The organism is Shewanella psychropiezotolerans (assembly GCF_007197555.1).
Lineage (GTDB): Bacteria > Pseudomonadota > Gammaproteobacteria > Enterobacterales > Shewanellaceae > Shewanella > Shewanella psychropiezotolerans.
In genome coordinates this window covers 1,813,345-1,831,987 of record NZ_CP041614.1, presented here as the reverse complement: position 1 = coordinate 1,831,987, position 18,643 = coordinate 1,813,345, and the positions used below count along the sequence as shown (strand labels likewise).

Annotated in this window: 17 protein-coding genes and 1 pseudogene; 13 read left to right on the top strand and 5 right to left on the bottom strand. The window is 43.2% G+C overall.

The window, feature by feature from the left end:
• The first annotated feature begins 205 nt into the window (after positions 1-205).
• Positions 206-1,108: a LysR family transcriptional regulator gene (locus tag FM037_RS08160; protein ID WP_144045587.1), complete on the top strand. Its 903-nt coding sequence runs from the start codon at positions 206-208 to the stop codon at positions 1,106-1,108.
• Positions 1,109-1,307: 199 nt separating this feature from the next.
• On the opposite strand, the gene FM037_RS08155 is transcribed toward FM037_RS08160, so the two are convergent.
• Together FM037_RS08155 and FM037_RS08150 are read right to left on the bottom strand one after the other, a co-directional pair.
• Positions 1,308-2,903, bottom strand: coding sequence for an Ig-like domain-containing protein (locus tag FM037_RS08155; protein WP_144045586.1), 1,596 nt, complete (start codon positions 2,901-2,903; stop codon positions 1,308-1,310).
• A 20-nt stretch (positions 2,904-2,923) separates the two neighbouring features.
• On the bottom strand, positions 2,924-4,324 hold the full coding sequence (locus FM037_RS08150; RefSeq protein WP_144045585.1) for an Ig-like domain-containing protein: 1,401 nt from the start codon (positions 4,322-4,324) through the stop codon (positions 2,924-2,926).
• 427 nt (positions 4,325-4,751) lie between these two features.
• On the opposite strand from FM037_RS08150, the gene FM037_RS08145 reads away from it, so the two are divergent.
• The 7 genes from FM037_RS08145 to FM037_RS08115 all read left to right on the top strand — a co-directional run bounded on the left by FM037_RS08145 (position 4,752) and on the right by FM037_RS08115 (position 11,237).
• Positions 4,752-5,141, top strand: a complete 390-nt coding sequence (locus FM037_RS08145; RefSeq protein ID WP_144045584.1) for an Hpt domain-containing protein — start codon at positions 4,752-4,754, stop codon at positions 5,139-5,141.
• A gap of 334 nt (positions 5,142-5,475) precedes the next feature.
• The gene (locus tag FM037_RS08140) at positions 5,476-6,183 is read left to right on the top strand and encodes a response regulator transcription factor (RefSeq protein WP_185976978.1); all 708 of its coding nucleotides are present in this window, start codon (positions 5,476-5,478) and stop codon (positions 6,181-6,183) included.
• Positions 6,184-6,502: 319 nt separating this feature from the next.
• Complete coding sequence (locus tag FM037_RS08135; RefSeq protein WP_144045582.1) at positions 6,503-7,240, top strand: sulfite exporter TauE/SafE family protein; 738 nt, start codon at positions 6,503-6,505, stop codon at positions 7,238-7,240.
• A gap of 115 nt (positions 7,241-7,355) precedes the next feature.
• Positions 7,356-8,375, top strand: a complete 1,020-nt coding sequence (locus FM037_RS08130; protein WP_144045581.1) for a D-cysteine desulfhydrase family protein — start codon at positions 7,356-7,358, stop codon at positions 8,373-8,375.
• 21 nt (positions 8,376-8,396) lie between these two features.
• The gene (locus FM037_RS08125) at positions 8,397-9,851 is read left to right on the top strand and encodes a Na+/H+ antiporter NhaC family protein (protein ID WP_144045580.1); all 1,455 of its coding nucleotides are present in this window, start codon (positions 8,397-8,399) and stop codon (positions 9,849-9,851) included.
• A 15-nt stretch (positions 9,852-9,866) separates the two neighbouring features.
• On the top strand, positions 9,867-10,250 hold the full coding sequence (locus FM037_RS08120; protein ID WP_144045579.1) for a Rid family detoxifying hydrolase: 384 nt from the start codon (positions 9,867-9,869) through the stop codon (positions 10,248-10,250).
• Between the two features lie 81 nt (positions 10,251-10,331).
• A complete protein-coding gene (locus FM037_RS08115) occupies positions 10,332-11,237 on the top strand; it encodes a LysR family transcriptional regulator (RefSeq protein WP_144045578.1) in 906 nt (301 codons plus the stop codon).
• Positions 11,238-11,255: 18 nt separating this feature from the next.
• On the opposite strand, the gene FM037_RS08110 is transcribed toward FM037_RS08115, so the two are convergent.
• Complete coding sequence (locus FM037_RS08110) at positions 11,256-12,467, bottom strand: hypothetical protein (RefSeq protein WP_144045577.1); 1,212 nt, start codon at positions 12,465-12,467, stop codon at positions 11,256-11,258.
• 199 nt (positions 12,468-12,666) lie between these two features.
• Here FM037_RS08110 and FM037_RS08105 point away from each other — a divergent pair, with 199 nt between their 5' ends.
• Both FM037_RS08105 and FM037_RS30355 read left to right on the top strand, forming a co-directional pair.
• Positions 12,667-12,981 (top strand): hypothetical protein, encoded by a 315-nt coding sequence (locus FM037_RS08105; protein WP_144045576.1) that lies wholly within the window; start codon positions 12,667-12,669, stop codon positions 12,979-12,981.
• Positions 12,982-13,180: 199 nt separating this feature from the next.
• Positions 13,181-13,393, top strand: a pseudogene (locus tag FM037_RS30355) (YHS domain-containing (seleno)protein); the annotation flags it as partial.
• A gap of 50 nt (positions 13,394-13,443) precedes the next feature.
• On the opposite strand, the gene FM037_RS08100 reads toward FM037_RS30355, so the two are convergent.
• On the bottom strand, positions 13,444-13,917 hold the full coding sequence (locus FM037_RS08100; RefSeq protein ID WP_144045575.1) for a DUF924 family protein: 474 nt from the start codon (positions 13,915-13,917) through the stop codon (positions 13,444-13,446).
• A gap of 570 nt (positions 13,918-14,487) precedes the next feature.
• Complete coding sequence (locus FM037_RS08095) at positions 14,488-15,369, bottom strand: LysR family transcriptional regulator (RefSeq protein ID WP_144045574.1); 882 nt, start codon at positions 15,367-15,369, stop codon at positions 14,488-14,490.
• A gap of 267 nt (positions 15,370-15,636) precedes the next feature.
• Between FM037_RS08095 and FM037_RS08090 the strand changes: the two genes are divergently transcribed.
• Genes FM037_RS08090 through FM037_RS08080 form a run of 3 tightly spaced genes read left to right on the top strand, consistent with a single transcriptional unit; the run spans position 15,637 to position 18,524 of the window.
• Positions 15,637-16,020: a RidA family protein gene (locus FM037_RS08090; RefSeq protein ID WP_144045573.1), complete on the top strand. Its 384-nt coding sequence runs from the start codon at positions 15,637-15,639 to the stop codon at positions 16,018-16,020.
• A 52-nt stretch (positions 16,021-16,072) separates the two neighbouring features.
• On the top strand, positions 16,073-17,521 hold the full coding sequence (locus FM037_RS08085; protein WP_144045572.1) for an aldehyde dehydrogenase family protein: 1,449 nt from the start codon (positions 16,073-16,075) through the stop codon (positions 17,519-17,521).
• 10 nt (positions 17,522-17,531) lie between these two features.
• Positions 17,532-18,524, top strand: a complete 993-nt coding sequence (locus FM037_RS08080; protein WP_144045571.1) for a membrane dipeptidase — start codon at positions 17,532-17,534, stop codon at positions 18,522-18,524.
• The last annotated feature ends 119 nt before the right edge of the window (positions 18,525-18,643 follow it).

Here is an 18,643-nt window from a genome sequence, read left to right as displayed (position 1 = left end):
TTGCTTGATCTATTAAATAGATCTAACATCCAAGCTTTGTTTCACCAAGGTTTCAAATGAGGCCAATCTGCACATTTCATACTTAACAATGATTAATGAATGTTTTAATTACAGCTACTGTCGAAACATTACAGTTGACTGCTATAATTAATATTGATTCAACATTGACACCACATAGATAAACAATGGAAAACCAATCGCTTATATGAATGACTTACCCAGTTTTAAGAACCTCGTTTACTTGGTTAACCTGCACCAAGAGCTTAATTTTCACCGTGCAGCCAAAGCATGCGGAGTGAGTCAGTCGACCCTGTCTACGGGAATTAAAAACCTGGAGGATATGCTTGGCGATAAATTACTCGAACGTCACGGCAATACATTTACTTTTACTGCGATTGGTGAAGATGTAGTGCAGAGGTCAAGGAAGTTACTCGCTGAAGCTAATGATATGGTGTCGCTGGTCAGGCAACAGGGGAATGTAATGACCGGCAATGTTCGATTGGGTTGTATCTCCAGCATAGCCTTGTTTGTGCTCAAGAGTATCTTTAAACACTGTGATGAGGCCTATCCGGACCTAAACCTGACGATTAAAGAGGGCAGTACTGATGAGCTTATCGAGGCGTTAACCAAGGGCGAGTTGGACATGATATTTGTGGCTCAACCGGTAGACATAGGCCGTCACCATTATATGAAACTGGGAATTGACCCGTTTAAGTTTGTTGTACATCCAGACCTTGCCGAGCAACTAGGCGAACCACTGGACTACCAAAACCTCCCAGACGAAAGTATCTACCTGCTAAAAGGAGAAAGTAGCATGTCAGAGACTGAACTAGGCCCTTTCTTTCTCGATAATAAAAAGAAATTTAGCCATCAAAGCGCCACGAATCTACAAACCTTAGCCCTGCTCGTCGATGCAAAAGTCGGCGCCATATTCCTGCCTCAAATGGCCATCGATTATGGCCTGATTAAGCACTCTAATGCGGTTGTGATGCAGCCACCCGGCGAAGCACCCTACCGAGAAATAGGCCTGATGTGGCGTAAAAGCTCAATCAAGGTGGCCACACTGAGAACTCTCGGGCTGGCAATACAAAAACTGAGATACAACTAACGTCCCGTAACCCCTTTTCGGCACCCAATAAAAAAGCCAGCGGTATGACACCGCTGGCTTTTTTATTGTGGGCTCTATCAATTTATTTGAAGATTGTGCGTACTTACAAAGTACGCTTTAAAGTGACTGGCGCCGTTAAGCCAGCCCCTTAATCCAAATGTAAACTTATACTGAATCCCATCGTAAATGAAATCTATAGTTAGTTAGTACAAGTAACATACCTAGAATTATTATTATGTTGAGTACTGGTACTATTATCATGGAGACGAACTTCCCAGTGGTAGTCTGGATTAGTATCATGCTCTGTACTCGTCCAGTATGCCCAATATGTAGGCCAACCGAGTGCGGTCCACATGTTTCCTTCGTCTGCGTATAGTAATTCAAGCTCATCGAAACTCGGCAGGCGTTTGCCCTGATTAATACAAAATGAACTTGCTTCAGCCCAATTCATCCTCGCGAACGTGACATCATCAGGTCCATAACTGCCATTCTCTCTCTGAGTAGAGCTATATGGAACACCTTGTTCAATCGCTTCTTGCTCGGTCAATGGATAAGTAAATGGCAGCGGAGCAGCAAATTGACTTGTCGTAGAAAGAGATGTGAAGCCAGATATATAACCAGTGTAAGACACCTCTACAGCGACTGGTTCCCCTACAGTGTTAGCCAAATGAAGCCTGACCTGCCCTCGCCCATCCGACACTAGCAAAGCTATATCTTCATCAGTTGAAACAGTGTTACTACCAAGTTGAACATTGATATTAGCCCCTGGTACCGGACGATCTTCACTATCGAGTAAGGTGATTTCAATCACGTTCCGCTCAATGGTATTCGCTCTGGCATTATCTTCCTCTATGGTCAGACTGGCAACTCTTGCCGTATCTATTTCACCACCGTCACTGACGCAAGCAAATTTTGAGATATCTGCAGGGTTGTTATTCGAAACAGATCCATTAGTAAGGTTAAAGTCATAAGTTCTACCCTGACCATCCATTGTACTGGACCAGTAATAATCGCCCATATTCCAACCATATGCAGTTCCCATGTGTCCATTTTCTTGAAACAAGGCTAACAGTTCATTTATGGTTGGTAAGCGTGTACCAGTATCGTTGCAATAATCTTCAGCTTCAACGGATCTCAATGAAGCATCGTTATGTTTCTTAGGGCAGACAAATAGAATTTCTCCACTGATAACATCAGAACAGATTGGGTCACTAAATACGCTATATCTGGATTCAGATGTGAAAGCACCTCCGGCATTAGTGAAACTTGCGGTAACCTCAACACGCTCCTCGATAGAATCAGTTAGATTAAAAATGACTTGACCATCCACACCAGATATTAGCCCTAAGGGGTTTTCGAACAAATCAGCAGTGACGCTGTCCTTCTCCAACTTTATAAGTGCCCCGCCAACTGGATTACCGTAAAAATCATGTAGGGTAACGCCATATTTATTCATTGCTAAACCATCGGCAGCTGCATTGTCATTAATCACTACCATAGAAACGACTTCCGCAGTATCTATATCACCGATAAAATTAATATCAGTAGACACACGAACTGTTTCCGATGTGTTGTTTACGTACTCTAAATTTACCGCCGCCGTACCTGCTTGAGTACTCTTCACACTAAACTTGGCTTCACCTTGTTCATCTGTAGTAATGACAGTTTTTTCTGGACTCGATGAAAGACTATAGCTGAGTACAGCACCAACGACCGGTCCGGTATCACGAACAAATGAAGCAGTCAGTTCAACCGTGTCAACGTCGTTGGCAATTGCTGTGTTTTTATTTGCCAAAAGACGAGGTCCACCACTATCTACACAAGTGGCATAATAAAGCCCCCATTAACTTGAGCAATCTTGTTATCGAGTAAAGATACAACGCTAAAACTAGTACCATCCAGAGCTAGATACCCTTGACCCATCGGCCAAGAATAACTTGAGGCCGGAGATTTAACGTTATACAAATCCTGTATTTCTGCGACAGTGGGCAATCGGCCTCGCGTAGCACAATATGCCTCGGCCCCCACTGATGAGAAAGTTGACATGCTAATATTGGGTGTATATCCGGTATCAATCCAGTTACCCTGATAAGTTGCAGCAGCAGCTTCAATATCCATTTCAAATTTAGTCTGAGGAGCTGTAAAAAGTAACTGGTCATTCTCGATATCTGACCATCTTGCCATTTGATCTTGATTCGCCACACTGACTTCTATAATGCCTGTAGCAAAACCACCGTGCTGGTCGGAAACAACGTAAGTAACATAGTGTTTACCACCAACTAAACTTGTAAATGTTAATACAGTATTACTTAAATCATTTGGGTCTTTAGCCGCCACTGTAGCGGTATAGCTCTGAACCTCAACCAATTGCAGACCATCACCATCACTATCATCTATATGATTATCAGCACTGAGATCGATTTCATAGGAGGTATTTATCTCATCAGCATTGTAAGCAAAACTTGAGGCTGTTGGGGCATTGTTTAAACTGTCTGAAACCGCATAATCTAATGTGCCCATTTTGATATCAGGGGCATCAGGGTCGACACTTTCCAGGGCGTAAACCACACGTGATACACCTTCGGCTTCCGCCCTATAGGTGATAGAAAAATCAGTCGCCACCATAGTGACATAGCCGTCACCCAGTACACTGAAATTTTCTGATAGAATATAGCCTGTAGGGAAGCTTCCTTTTGCCTCCAGCTCCGCTTTAATATCAGTCACTCTTGGGAGGTCATCAATCGCCATGGCTATCGAGATAGGAGGCAGTACTGCCGCGCCGCCTGCACTACTGGCCACCATGACTTTAGCCCTGGCACGTGTCTTAGTCTGACCCGCTAAAGCCACACTTTCCACTTCATAGCCATATTCACAAATAGCTGCACCTTCAACTGTGACACTAAAGCCTTGATCAGAAGCTAAATCATCTGTAGAAACTTCACCACATTGCCCACTACCCTGGCTGGACTCAAGATAAACACCCGTTACCTTAGCCCCTGCGACGCCACTCTCAATTAGGCTCGACAAATCGACATAACCCGGCTCGTTGGGCGTAACCACATTAAAGCCATCGCGGGCCGATACCGGCGCTTGTGAAATAGGGGGCACATCAGGAGTAGTGGTGGTATCACTACTGTCGCTGCCACCACAGGCAGTCAGTAGTAACGCCGAGGCCAACACCGATAACCCTGTTGTCATTAACTTAATTTTTCTCATTGTGTTTATTCCTAAATTTACAATTTTCGCACCTAAACCAAAGATCCGGCCCGGGAACCAACAATCTCTTATACAACCAACTCTGAGTAAAATTATAAGCAGTGGTCAAAGGTAAGTGTTTCACAGAGGTATCTGCTATATATCACAGTAGGGGAAAGAGGCCATAATGCTGAAACTAGCAGGCGAGTGGAAACCAGATAAAATTAGTTGACAACTGATTTTCATACTCGTTACGTATTTTATTGATGAGTAGCCTCAGTTTGATACTTTCGGGGTACAAAATGGATGTCAAAACGAATGGATAAATGTCCTCGTTAAGCGCATCATGCCCGCAATTGAGTAATTTTATACGTATTAGTTTATTCTTGTATCTGGCTCTTGAATATTTAGATTAACTCACCAATAACTTCAGACAGGTAGTTTATAAATGCAAACAACGGAAAAATCCAAACTGCCCGATGGATTAGCGCGCTTCTGGAACGATGTGTGTGATCAAGATATCAAGTTTGCATTAGAAATTTGTACTCAGTATGAAGATTATATCGCAGCTCAACTAGACCAGTTAGAAGCATTAGTCAATAACGCGACAAACACTAAACTAAATCAGCAAAATATACAGCTTACCGAAGAGATACTGCATAAATTAACAGGAAGTCTTGCCCTGTTAGGCTTCGATCCACAAAGTCACTATCTGCATGAATTAGAACTCAAGTTTTCTAGCAAAACAACATTCTTGGATCAAGCTACTTTTGACAATATCCAAAGTCAAGTAAGGGGAGTGTCAACTCTTATAAGGCAATGTTGTCATTTGACCTAAGGCAATTGACAGCCATGGCTGATGTGTTTATCACAATGGGTTGAGGCATCACTGACAAGCACTCCCAATATAGTACAAGCTATTGATGTACTAAAGTATTCGAGTCAAACCACCTAATTAGTGTATAAATTGTTATAACCCAAAGTAAACACACCCTTCAACACCCTGTATTACATGGCTTTTATTGTGGCTTATGATTTTCACATTTTTTTACTACCTTCATACTGAATCCTACGTCAGACTTGAAACAAATCTTGTGCGAGCTGGCGTGTGTTTAGACATATGTCCGTCTGCAACAAGAATTACAATCAAGATACTTGGAAGGAATGATTCAATGATAACTAAAACTTTGTTGATCGTTGAGGACGATCTATTTACCTCACGACTGATTAAAACATTTTTTGAACGCAAAGGTTTCATCGTATATCAAGCCTATGACACAGGTGCCGCTTATATGTATGCCACAGAGAAGCGTCCTGATTTAATCATCCTTGATATTCAATTACCGACAGACTCAGGGGTGTCCATTTTCAAGGCACTAAAAAACATACATCCTTGCCCTATTATCTTCTATACCTCGATATCGACGGAAGATATGGAGGTTAAAGCAATAGAAATAGGTGGCGATGACTATGTCAACAAGCAACGTGGTATGCAGGTGCTTCACTCTAGAGTTATCCGCCTGATTAAAAAGAATAATACCCATACTCAGGAAGCGATTAGTCCCTTTATTGAGATCAACAATATTAGCCTAAATGCCGAGTTAAACCTGTGTCAAATCGGTGATGTTTCAATTGAATTACAAAAAAAAGAAAGCAAGCTATTAAGCTTTTTAATGTTACATAAGAATACTTTGGTAAATAGGGATGAGTTGTCTTTTATATTAAATGGATACTCCCATGATGGTTGGAGCCGAAGTATCGACTTAATAGTATGTAGGATCAGAAAAAAATTGCGTCAGGCTAATATTCCTGAATCTGCAATCAAGACACTTCGTGGAAAAGGATATAGTTTAGTGGAAACTGAGTTTAAGGCCGCTTAGTCACTATCAGCGTTATCAACAGTTTAAGTATAGTATTTACCTTGACACATTAAGTTGATGGGATCTGCAAACATGGAAATGTCACCAGATTTCATTAACAAACTTTCTCCCCCCCTCACATTTTCACATTTAAGTTCCATACATCTCTGATAACCTTTCTAAATAACAAGAATTAAAACTAAAACCCTTTCAACACAATAAAAATTAATAAATATTTTTATGCATAACATTAATGTATACCCGCAAAAAGAATAATGATTTGTCATAATTGGTGATGTTATTGAATATAGACATTAACGTTATTAATGATTTATATTTTATGAGTATATTACTGCTTCTATTTGTTACTTTCATCGCAGCTAGCCTACAAGCCGCTACAGGGTTTGGTTTTGGCATAGTAGCGGTATCCGCTTTCTTAATTCTATTACAGTCGACTGCTGCGGTGCAGATTGTCATTATTCTCACCTTAGCCATGTCAGTGATCCACTGGTTTAAGGTCCGCTCTCTCGCTCCCAAACTATTGGTAAAACAACTCATCATCGGCTGTTTCATCGGCTATCCAATCGGCGTAGTACTCTTCTACCTGGCGGATATTGATACGCTAAAATTAGCCGTGGCCATTCTCATCCTATTGATGGCAGCGCAAAATTTAGTAGAGCGATTTCGTAACCGTAATGATGAAACCAGTTTTCTACCAATGAATCAAAAGCTATGTGCTTTTGTTGGCACCATTTCCGGCACCATGGCCAGTGCCTTGGCGATGCCGGGCCCTGCCGTTGTGAGCTACTTAACCCAATGTGAACTCGATAAAAATGCCATTCGGGCAACGGTGATCACCACTTCCACGGTTTCTTATTCTGTGTCGCTTATTCTGCAATTCTCATTTGTAGGCATAGAGAGTCAAACCTGGGAGTCATCACTCATGTTGTTGCCTATGGTATTTGCCGGCCTTTTCTTCGGCGAGTACATATCAAAATTTATCAATCCAAAATTATTCAAGAACATTACTTTGTTCGTACTCGTCGCAAGCGGAGTAAACATCTTAGCCACCTTGTGATAGATGAAACTCGCTTTCCAGAGAATGACTAGTTCTAAAAATAAGTTCTAAAAATAAGTTCTAAAAATACACGTTAACTCAATAAATAAAACACAAAAATAAGAAGGTTGAAAATATGATAACTAGCAAATTTACCAAGGCACATCTGGCTCACCTACCCACTCCATTTGAATTAATGCCCAACATGACCAAGAAATTTAAGGGTCCGAATTTATATATCAAGCGAGATGATGCCACAGGCCTGGCTTTTGGCGGAAATAAGGTTCGCCAATTGGAATATTATGTCGGCCATGCCATGGATCTAAATGCCGATGCCTTACTCACTACAGGTGCCGTGCAGTCTAACCATGTTCGTCAGACTGTGGCTGCAGCTCGAAAGATGGGCTGGCACGTAGAAGTGCAGCTGGAACACAGAGTCGACACTCACGCTAAAGAGTATTCAGAAAGCGGCAACCCATACCTGAATAAACTTATGGGCGCAGTAATTCACAATTTTGATGTAGGTGAAGATGAACTCGGCGCAGATAAAGCCATGTATGACCGGGCAGAAGAACTAAAAGTACAAGGATATAACCCTTATGTGATCCCTCTCAGTGCCACAGACAAGACACCATGGGGCTCCCTAGGATACGTGGAATGTATAGAAGAGCTCTGTCAGCAAGCCAGCGAGAGTGAAACTCAGATAGACGCTATCATTTTAGGTTCTGGCTCGGCCAACACTCACGCCGGTGTATTAGCTGGTCTGATTGCTCTGAACATGAACATCCCTGTTTATGGTTTCTGTGTCCGCCGTGATAAAGCCGCTCAAACTGAACGCGTCGAAATAAAAACACGCAAGGTACTCACTCTTTTGGGCATAGACGAAAATAAGTTAACCTCAGGCATGGTGATGTGTGCCGACTGGGTGCTTGCGCCTGGTTACGGTCTGCCATCGAGCGAGGTGGTCGATGCCATACACACCACGGCTTTCGAAGAAGGCATATTGCTGGATCCGACCTACACAGGTAAGGCCATGGCAGGAATGCTCGGTATGATCAAAGAGGGCAAGTTTAACGATAACGATAATGTCGTGTTCCTCCATACGGGCGGGACTCCCTCCCTGTTCGGCTACCCCGAACTTGTTGCCGGTAAATAGCTAACAATAAGAGGAAGAACTATGTCTACACATAATCAATCCCCGAAGCTTGAGTTTTATGTTGGCAAGATAGGCGGGATACTCCCCCTATTTGCCATGGTCACCTTGATGCTTATTCTCACAGCCTACGGCATGGGAGGGCCAAAAGGCGCATGGGCTCCAGGATTTATCGCGATTTTACTCGGCCTATTGCTGGTAAAGAATAAGACTGATTACTGCCAATCAATTCTCACAGGTATCGCCAACAAAACCGGAGTTGTCGTCATTACGGCCTGGATGTTTGCTGCCGTGCTCGGCGCACTGATGAAAGCCGGTGGTTTAGTCGATGGCATCTTATGGTTTGGATTATCTACCGGTATTCACGGCAGTGTATTTCTGGTGGTGGTATTTTTCTCCACCGCGATATTTGCCTCTGGGACAGGTTCCTCAAACGGGGCAAATTTAGCCCTGGCCCCCATCTTATTTCCTGCCGCTGTCATGTTAGGCGCCGATCCTGTTTGGGCCGCATTAGCACTCCTGTCCGGCGCCGTATTTGGTGACAATGTAGCGCCGATATCGGATGTGACCATCGTCGGTTGTGCGACACAAAATGCCGATCTGGGGCGAACCGTTAAGGAACGTTTTCCACTGGCTGTCACCGCAGGTGCAATCTCACTCGGTATATTCATCATCTTTGGTGCCAGTGGAGAAAACGCGTTAGATGTGAACACCATAGATCTGGATAGACTTGAGCCAAGTAACTTATTGATGTTAATCGCGGTAGCCGTGGTCATAATCACGGCATTGAAAGGGCGTCACCTCATTGAAGCCTTAGGTTACGGTATCATCACTGCCATGATGGTCGGGGTATCTTTGGGAAGATACGAGATCTCAGATCTATTTCATATACCCGCAACCCGAGGCGATAGCAGTGGTTTAATTGAGACCGCCATAGGCGGTGTGACAGGCGCCGTGATGTTTGTGCTATTGCTGCTGGGGATCATCAGGATTTTCATGGATTCAGGCTTAATGGACAGCATACTTAAGTTCATCATGAAAAATCTGGGCGACAGTGTCATAAAGAGTGAGATGATCATCTTCTTCTCTACTGCAGCCTCTTCACTACTGGTGAGTGCTAACGCGCCATCGCAACTTCTTGTTGGGCCAACAATCGTTCGTCCAATTGGAGAAAGACAGGGAGTGAGCCCAGAGCGTCGCAGTAACTTGATGTCAGCGGCGGTATGCTCAATCTTCTATATGATGCCTTGGTGTTTAGCCGTCATGGTGTGGTATTCCTCAATAGAGACCGCAGCATTAAATTCAAACCTGCCCGTCCCCTCGGCCGCCATTAGTTTTGTCGCCCCCTACCCTTGGGCCCTGTTTTTAGTGTTTATGTTTTCGATTCTCACTGGCTGGCAACGTAAAACAATGACAAAAGAAGAGATAAGTTCTGCCAGCCTCAAAACGACGAATTCAAAATCAGAAGTTAGTACATAATAGAAGGAAAGAAGTATGACCATTAGATTAAATACAGAATTAGCACCCGCTGCTATTGGCCCCTACGTGCAAGGTGTAGTCACTGACGCTTTTGTGATAACGTCGGGTCAACTGCCCATAGATCCAGCTACAGGGAATATGCCCGAAGAGGTTGCCGCTCAGACGCGCCAGTCACTGGCCAATGTTAAAGCCGTGATTGAAGAATCTGGACTGAGTGTTGGCCATATTTTTAAGACCACGGTATTTGTGAAAGATCTTAATGATTTTGCCTTAGTAAATCAGGCTTATCAGGAGTTCTTTGATGCATATGACGCACCCTATCCTGCTCGCTCTTGTGTCGAAGTAGCTCGCTTACCAAAAGATGCCTTAGTTGAAATCGAGGCCATGGCAGGAAAATAAGATCGCCACGCAAAAAACTCAACATAATGAAGGCGGTTTTTACCGCCTTTTTTTCGCTCAATATTACTGAAGAGAGTCTCTATGTCATCAAATAGTAAGCTCAACCCACGCCAGATTGAGGCATTCCAAAAATTCATGCTAACAGGCAGTGTCACTAATGCCGCGTCATTGATGCATGTCTCTCAACCGGCCGTCAGTAGATTGTTAGCCGATCTTGAGAAACAACTTGGTTTCAAACTCTTCGTCAGGAGTCATAATAAGTTAGAGATAACTCCAGAAGCTCACCTGTTTTATCAAGATGTAGAACGTCTGTTTACTGGTTTAGATAGCTTAAGTCGCTCCGCAGCAGCGATAGTAAATAACAATAGGGGAAAATTGAGGATCGGTGCTATGCCAGTGTGTTCCGACAGTTTTCTTCATGATGTGGTTGCAGATTTTGCCATCTCTCACCCCCAAATAAGGATAGAATTAGAAACAGCCCCAAGAAACCAACTTATCGAGATGGTGTTAGACAGAAAAGTAGATGTTGCTATCATCGCCGATGTCAATATCGATGATGAGGATTTTGATTGTTGGGAGCTCTATAAACAAAAAGCCAGAGTGTTCTTGCCTCAAGGCCATCCACTCGCTAACAGAGACTCTTTAACACCTAAAGACCTGCAAGATGAGAGATTTATGACTCTGAGCTATGGCAGTCCATTCAGAACTCGCGTAGAAAATTTATTTATAGGCCAAGGGATAAAACGCAATATTGTCTTTGAGGCTAGATCGCAGCACCTGTTGCTTCAGCTGGTTAAAAGAGGGGTCGGTATTGCCATTCTCGACCCCTTTATTTTACTCGCCGACGATAGAGGTATTGTGACACTCCCCTTGGAACCAACAGCACAATGGAGCTATTTTTTGGTTCAAGCCAGAGTGCCACAACAAAGTGCCTTAGCAAACGCCTTTAGATCATCTCTACTCGCCTATATGAAGAAGCTAAAATAATCGGCTTTAACATAGATATTAAAAACGATAAATGAGCTTGGTCCTTAAGTCCGTCATGCTTCTGGCATCGTTATCAAAAGTCATCACAGAATAGTCCATCATGGCAGAGACTTGTTTCAATGATTCGAATTGGTAACTCAAATTTAACGTATGTTCCGTCATACCCCCTTCTTCGTCTAAGGGATTAAAGTTCGTCCATCTATATTTTACCTTTACCGAATCAATCTGATAAGCGACACCGAGTTGTAATGAGTTACTTCCGGCCTCAAAACCTGTATCGCCAGAGGTTTTAGTGGTTGTGGTAAAATTAGCATAGGCATTGTTGCCTAAACCATGAAGGACTTTACCGTTATCATTGGTCTTGTTATAACCAGTAAACAAGTCAAGGTTATCTATCAATTCAACTCCCAGTTTTAGCCCCAACATATCCGAATCCTGTCCCAGAGTATTATCGTGGTAAACCGTCTTATAATATTGCCCACCGATATAAGGCTTAAAACGAGTATCGAACTGATAAAACATGTCAGCATAGCCCATAAACGCAATTCCTTGGGTCTCCACCAGATGGACTTGTACATTAGTATTTGCTATCGACGTATTACTCATATACAGGCTATACATTCCATATTCACCAATATCCAAAAACTCACCAGGTTTACCTTTAGCATCAGCTTTAGCCTGAGTGAAGGGAGTAGTCGATTTAAAATCGGTTCTGGCTTGATATCGGTCTATTTTACCGGCAACAATGACAGTTTGAGGCAATGAACGATCGGTGATCAAGTATGCCTCATAGGACTCAGTGACGCTTTGAGCCGATGAGCCACCCAGCAAAGGCATGGCTAAATATCGCCTACCGAGATGGACTCGAGTATTGGCATTCGAAAAATCATAACTAAGATACGCTTCAGATAACACGGCACCATCGGCGCTCATGGACGTTTTGTAAGCATCGTCAACGTCATCTCTCCAAGTTACGTCTACAACTTGGAGAGAGCTACTAAGGCTAAATCCATGGAAGTCACCAGATACTAATTTGAACTCTCCTCCATTAGTCCAAATTGAGCTAGTTTGCTTTCCTGAGCTATCAGAGAAATCTTGTGAAAAATACAGTGATTTTATTTCTCCGCTCACCTTAGCCTCATTAATAGCATCGACGATGGCATCCGATGCGAATGACTTTGGCATACAGATAAGTGATATGACAATGGAAAGACAGAGCTTCTTATTCATAATTATTACTCTTTTTAACAATCAAAGACACGAATATTAACAAGTGTCATTGTCAGCAATGATGTATATTCCGACAAATGATTGTTTGTTTAACGAGCATGACTAAATGTTATCCTGAATAAATACACTGCACTTACACAAGAAAAATAATAGGCATGATAAATTTATACTATTGTAGATAACTTAAATTGAAGGTCTTATGAATACTGCGAACCTGTTATCAAGAGATGAATTGGCTATGTTTGCAGACTTATTCTCCGTCGATAACATTACAGACGCTAATCATTCAGATGTTAATCAGCAAATAGATCTCAAAGATTACTCTTCAGATAGTTCAGAGCTCCTCATCGACAATATTGATAGATGGTCAAATTTAATGGCACTAGGAAATGTTTTATCTGAGGTTAAAGAAGATGTTACTGACCCTAATAAAGTGGCTAACGGGATTCAGTTAGCCATAGAAATTTACAATACGATTATTAACAAAGATTTAGTTAATCCTTTACAGGTTTAATCAATTCCCCCCTTAAACTTCTAGCTTTAAGGTGCATCATGTCGACAATAGCAAAAAAACCATCATTTATTTAGGTATTATCATATTTTTAACGGCAATCATTTTTTTCACTGTAAATAAAATATCGCCTACAAGTATGAAATGGTGGGGAGAGATCAATAGCCATATAAATGTAGCCATCCATTAATTCGATCCTGTCGCATATCAGACAAAGAGAGAGACGATAAGAGAAAATAAAGAAAACAACTTCATCTGGAATAAGATTGAATGGCATTTCAGCAATCGAGTCAACATGATGCTATTTAAGCAAAGTCCAAAGCATTATGCGCCACAGTATGTAGGTTATTGTGCTTTAGCCGTTAGTAAAGGAGTAACAGTAGAAATAGAGTCAGATAAGAACTGGTCTGAATAACAAAATATAATTTAATACCTTAGCGGTTATTTATATCAATTATTTATATCTCATGCCGTAGGTTGTAACCCATGGCAATCACTCTGTATTAAGGCTTTCTCATACCAGATACTCCAAGCATGTTGATCATCTCCCTGTGCTTGGGATTGCATCCCTATAAGCAAAAGTACCAATAGTTTATGATCTTCTAATTGTTCAGAACAGAACAAGGGATCATAGAAGCAGCGACGCTGAACAAACTCTAACTGAGTATCGAATCCTTTCTCTATACCACTGATACAAAGCGCTCTGGCTCTTTGATGCAGATTTCTATAATCATCACTCAGCAAAAATGCAACAGGTCCCAGGATTAATATCAGTGCTAAACACCCCAATGGACTTTTTTGCCACTGATCCAGTTGCCCGGCTCTCGCCTGCTCCAGTAATTCGAACCAGTCCAGCTTGATTTCATTAGAGAGCATATAAAGCTCGATTCCCTTACCTTTACTGTATTGGCTGAACCATTGCCTCAAAAAACTATTCATATTCCTACTCTTATTGATAATGGATTATTTACTCTAGTAAATATCAGTAAACACATGCCATTATAAAAATATAAAACAAAATCGACCATGATTTTAAATTTACATGGCTACTAAGTTATTTACATCCTTGATTATGTATCTTCAACGTAATCCTAATAGCGTTAATTCTAAAGATACAGTTATTTAGGACAAAAATAACATCGTGGGCAATGCGGGATACACTGTAGATACAAAAGACTGAGTGCGAACAATAAACAAACAGACTAAATTATAATTTAAAATCAATGGATCCTTAAGTGAGTAGATGATGGAATATTTTGAACTGTTTATGATTTATGCAGGTGTTTTTTCTGCCGGAGGTTTGTCAACCTTCCTGACAATACATTGGATTATCTCTTCATCTAAGAGGGATGCCAATCCATATAGTAACTAAATCTAGTTAACTAATTAAACCTATATTACCTTGGCTCTTAATCCCCCTAACTATTTGTTAAGAGCCTTTTTTATACCTTATATATTTCAAACTTTTAAAACCCTTAATAAAATTAATATTTATCAAATGCCCTCCCTCTATTGTTCAGGCATTAACTCCTTGATGCACAAATTATAAAATATCATTGCCTGAGGCGAACTATGGCGATCCTTTAGCCTGAATATACCAATCTGTCTCTCGACCAGAGGATCCAATAAGGGGATCCAACACAGTGAAGGCACATTTTGAGGAAAGGCTAACCTTGGCAGAGTTGTCACACCGATCCCAAGTTCAAGCACTGAAAACAGTGAAGTGATGTTCTCAACGCTATATAGGGCATTTTGAGTCAATGGGCTGGCACAGCTAGCCTCTAATAGCTTACAGGTCCCATTATTGATGAAGGGGTAGCGACTTATCTCTTGCCAACTAACGCCTTTTTTCTGTTGCGCTAACGGGTGTTCTTTTAGGCAGACCAGTCCCAGAGGGTCTAACAATAGCGAGGTGAAATCGACTCTTGTATGGTTTATGTTAAGGCAATTCCCCAAGGCGAGATCCACTTCACCCGCCAGTAATCTTCTCTCCACCCCAATAGCATTGTCATCGATAAGTGACACCTTTACCTTGGGATGATCACGGGTAAACTTCGCCAATACCTTAGGAATAATCTTAGCGGCAACCGAAGGTACACTGGCGATACGCAGCTCGCCTAGCTCACCCGCGGCTGCGGCGCTAAAGTCATAGGTTAACGCACGATATTGACTGAGAAACAGAATAACCTTAGGCAGACAGATCTCACCAAAAGGGGTCAACCTAGCCTTGTGGCCAGTTTCGAACAGAGGCTGGCCCAGAGTGCGTTCCAGCTCCTTTATCGACGTGGACAGAGCGGCCTGAGAGCGGTTCGCCCTCGAGGATGCAGCGCGAAACCCTCCCTCCTCGACCACCAGAGAAAAATGCTTGAGCTGCTGCAACTTAATATCCATTGGCTAGTTCATTCCTATTGTATTTCTCTGATATTGGTACTGAATTCTATTTACTAAGAACTGTTGTTTAGCATTGTAATAAAGAGCGCTAGATTGATAAGTATCATTTATTTTTTTTGTAATCTAAAGCATTTTATTTATCAACTTTTTCATCATCAGTTGATAAATAAAACTTATCAATTAGACAAAATTAACCGTTAGTCTTATCGAAAGGTGTGTGCAATATTTGAACTCACACATTTTTTGATTCTTGATGAGTAATAATTCATGGCCAAGACTAAACAAGCAGTGCCCACATCACTTTTCGCTTCGACCGCTCCGTTAGAGTGGGCCATCACAGCTAACGGCACCCTGTATACCGCGCAAATACCTATCGATAACCAAGGTATTGTGGTCGAAGGTGGAATTGAGGCCCAGACCCGCAAAACACTGGATAATCTGGTGCATACCTTGGACTGTGCAGGCGTTGATACAGATGCCGTATTACAAGTGATGATTTATGTAACAGATGCCAGTTACCTACCTAAGGTCAATGCCATTTATGCCGAGTATTTTAAGGCGCCCTTCCCTAATCGCGCGGCCCTTGTGGTTGCCGGTTTAGCCAGAAAAGAGATGCTGGTCGAGCTGGTTGTGTATGCGGCGGTTGCATAAACCCTAACATCTAGCTATTTCCCAGAATTTAAGTAAAAGAAAAGGAATAATAATGAGCATCAATACAGAACAAGCTATCTATATCGGCGGTGAGTGGCAGGGTGGAATATCGACCATTACCAATATTAACCCGTCTGATCTATCCCAAGACTTAGGTCAATTTTCTCAGGCCAGTCGCCAACAGGTAGACCAAGCGATCTCGGCGGCGAGACAAGCCCAGCCTATCTGGGAAAAAACGCCATTGGAGCAAAAACAAAAAGCCCTGCAAGCCATAGGCGATGAGTTGATAGCCCGTTGTGATGAACTCGGCACCTTGCTGTCGAAAGAGGAAGGTAAACCTTTTGCAGAAGGCAGAGGTGAAGTCTATCGTTCCGGTCAGTTCTTCCATTATTTCGCCGCCGAAGTACTGAGACAGATGGGCGATCTCGCCGACTCGGTCAGACCTGGCGTGTCTGTAGAGGTCAGTCGGGAAGCCGTGGGGGTGGTGGCCATTATCTCTCCCTGGAACTTCCCCGTCGCCACCGCCGCCTGGAAAATCGCCCCCGCATTAGCCTTCGGTAACAGTGTAATTTGGAAACCCGCCAATCTGACACCGGCAAGCGCCGTCGCATTGGCAGATATCATTCATCGTCAGGGCTTACCCGCCGGTACTTTTAACTTGGTGCTAGGCAGTGGCAGTGAGGTCGGCGACGCCTTGATCAATTCTGATAAAATTGACGCGGTAAGCTTTACAGGCTCGGTAGATACCGGCCGTAAGATAGCCGCAGCAACGGCGGCTAACTTTGTTAAGTGCCAGCTGGAGATGGGCAGTAAAAATGCCTTAGTCATCGCCGATGACGCCGACATTAATATTGCTGTCGAGGCGACCATTGCCGGTTCCTATTCGGGTGCGGGTCAAAAGTGCACCGCCTCGTCTCGCTTAGTCGTGTTAGGGAGTATCCATGACAGGTATGTCGACGCCCTGATTAAACGCATGAGTCAATTAAAAGTTGGCCACGCACTAGAAAAAGACGTTTTCATGGGGCCTGTGGTCGATGACAAGCAGCTGACTTCTAATTTTGACTGGATTGATAAGGCGCACCACCACGGCGCCGAACTTGCCTTCGGAGGACAGAGATTAGCGCTTGAGCATGAAGGCTATTATATGTCGCCAACCTTACTGCTTAATACTCAAAATGATTGGGACTTGAATCAGGAAGAAGTGTTTGCGCCCTTAGCCAGCGTCATCAAGGTCAAAGACCTCGATGAAGCCATAGCCACAGTCAATGACACACGATTCGGCTTAACCGCCGGCATCATCACCCAGAGTCTACGCAGTAGCGCCCTGTTTAAGCAACAAGCACAAACCGGGTGCGTCATGGTGAATTTACCCACGGCAGGCACAGATTATCATGTGCCATTTGGTGGACGTAAACAGTCGAGCTTCGGCCCCAGAGAGCAAGGTCAATACGCTAAAGAATTTTATACCGTTATCAAGACCGCTTACCAGCGCCCTTATTAAGGATCCCGCCATGTACCAAGATCAAATTATCATAGATGGTCTGCAATATTGTCATTGGGATCGAGATTACTTCAAGTCTCTCAGAGACAGCGGCATCACAGCGATCCATGCCACCTTGGCCTACCACGAGAATGCTAGGGAAACCTTGAGCCAATTTGCTAAGTGGGATCAGCACTTCGAAAATAACAGGGATCTCATCATGCCAATCTTCGAAGTGGAAGATATCTATCAGGCTAAGGCCAGTGGCAGGGTCGGCATTTTTTTGGGGGCACAAAACTGTTCCCCCATCGATGACGAGATTGGCTTAATTGGGGTAATGCGCAAGCAAGGCCTGCTCATCATGCAGCTCACCTATAACAATCAAAGCCTGCTCGCCAGCGGTTGTTATGAGGCAACTGACAGTGGTGTGACCCGCTTCGGTCGACAGGCCATTGCCGAGATGAACCGTGTCGGCATGATAATCGACATGTCCCACAGCGCAGAAGAATCGACACTGCAAGCCATTGACCTCTCTTCACGGCCCATCTGCATCAGTCATGCTAATCCGGCTTTTGCTCATCCGGCCCTGCGCAATAAATCTACCCTGGTGATTAAGGCACTCGCCGAACGTGGCGGCCTGATAGGTTTTAGCCTATATCCCTTCCATCTCCCGGGCGGTAGTCAATGTAGCTTGAGCACCTTCTGTAAGATGGTCGCTGACACCGCTGAGCTTATTGGGGTCGAGCACCTCAGCATAGGCAGCGACCTTTGCCTTAACCAGCCAAAACAGGTACTGGAGTGGATGAGAAATGGCCGTTGGTCTAAAAAAATGGATTATGGCGAAGGATCGGTCAGCAATACAGGTTGGCCCAATGCACTGCCCTGGTTTAACACCAGCCAAGGGATGGAAAATATCTATAAGGGCTTAGTCGAACAGGGGTTCTCCCTTGAGGATACCCAAAAGATATTGGGCGGGAACTGGTTGAATTTCCTTCGGGAGGGATTGGTCCCCGAAGGCACTTAGGCTTAATTTTAGGGCTTGGGGGGCTTAGGGCTTAGAACCTAGGAGTTAGATCAAAAGCCAGAAAGTCATAGATGAACTGAATTCTCCTATGACTTCTTGGATAACTTCAGAGAAGAACG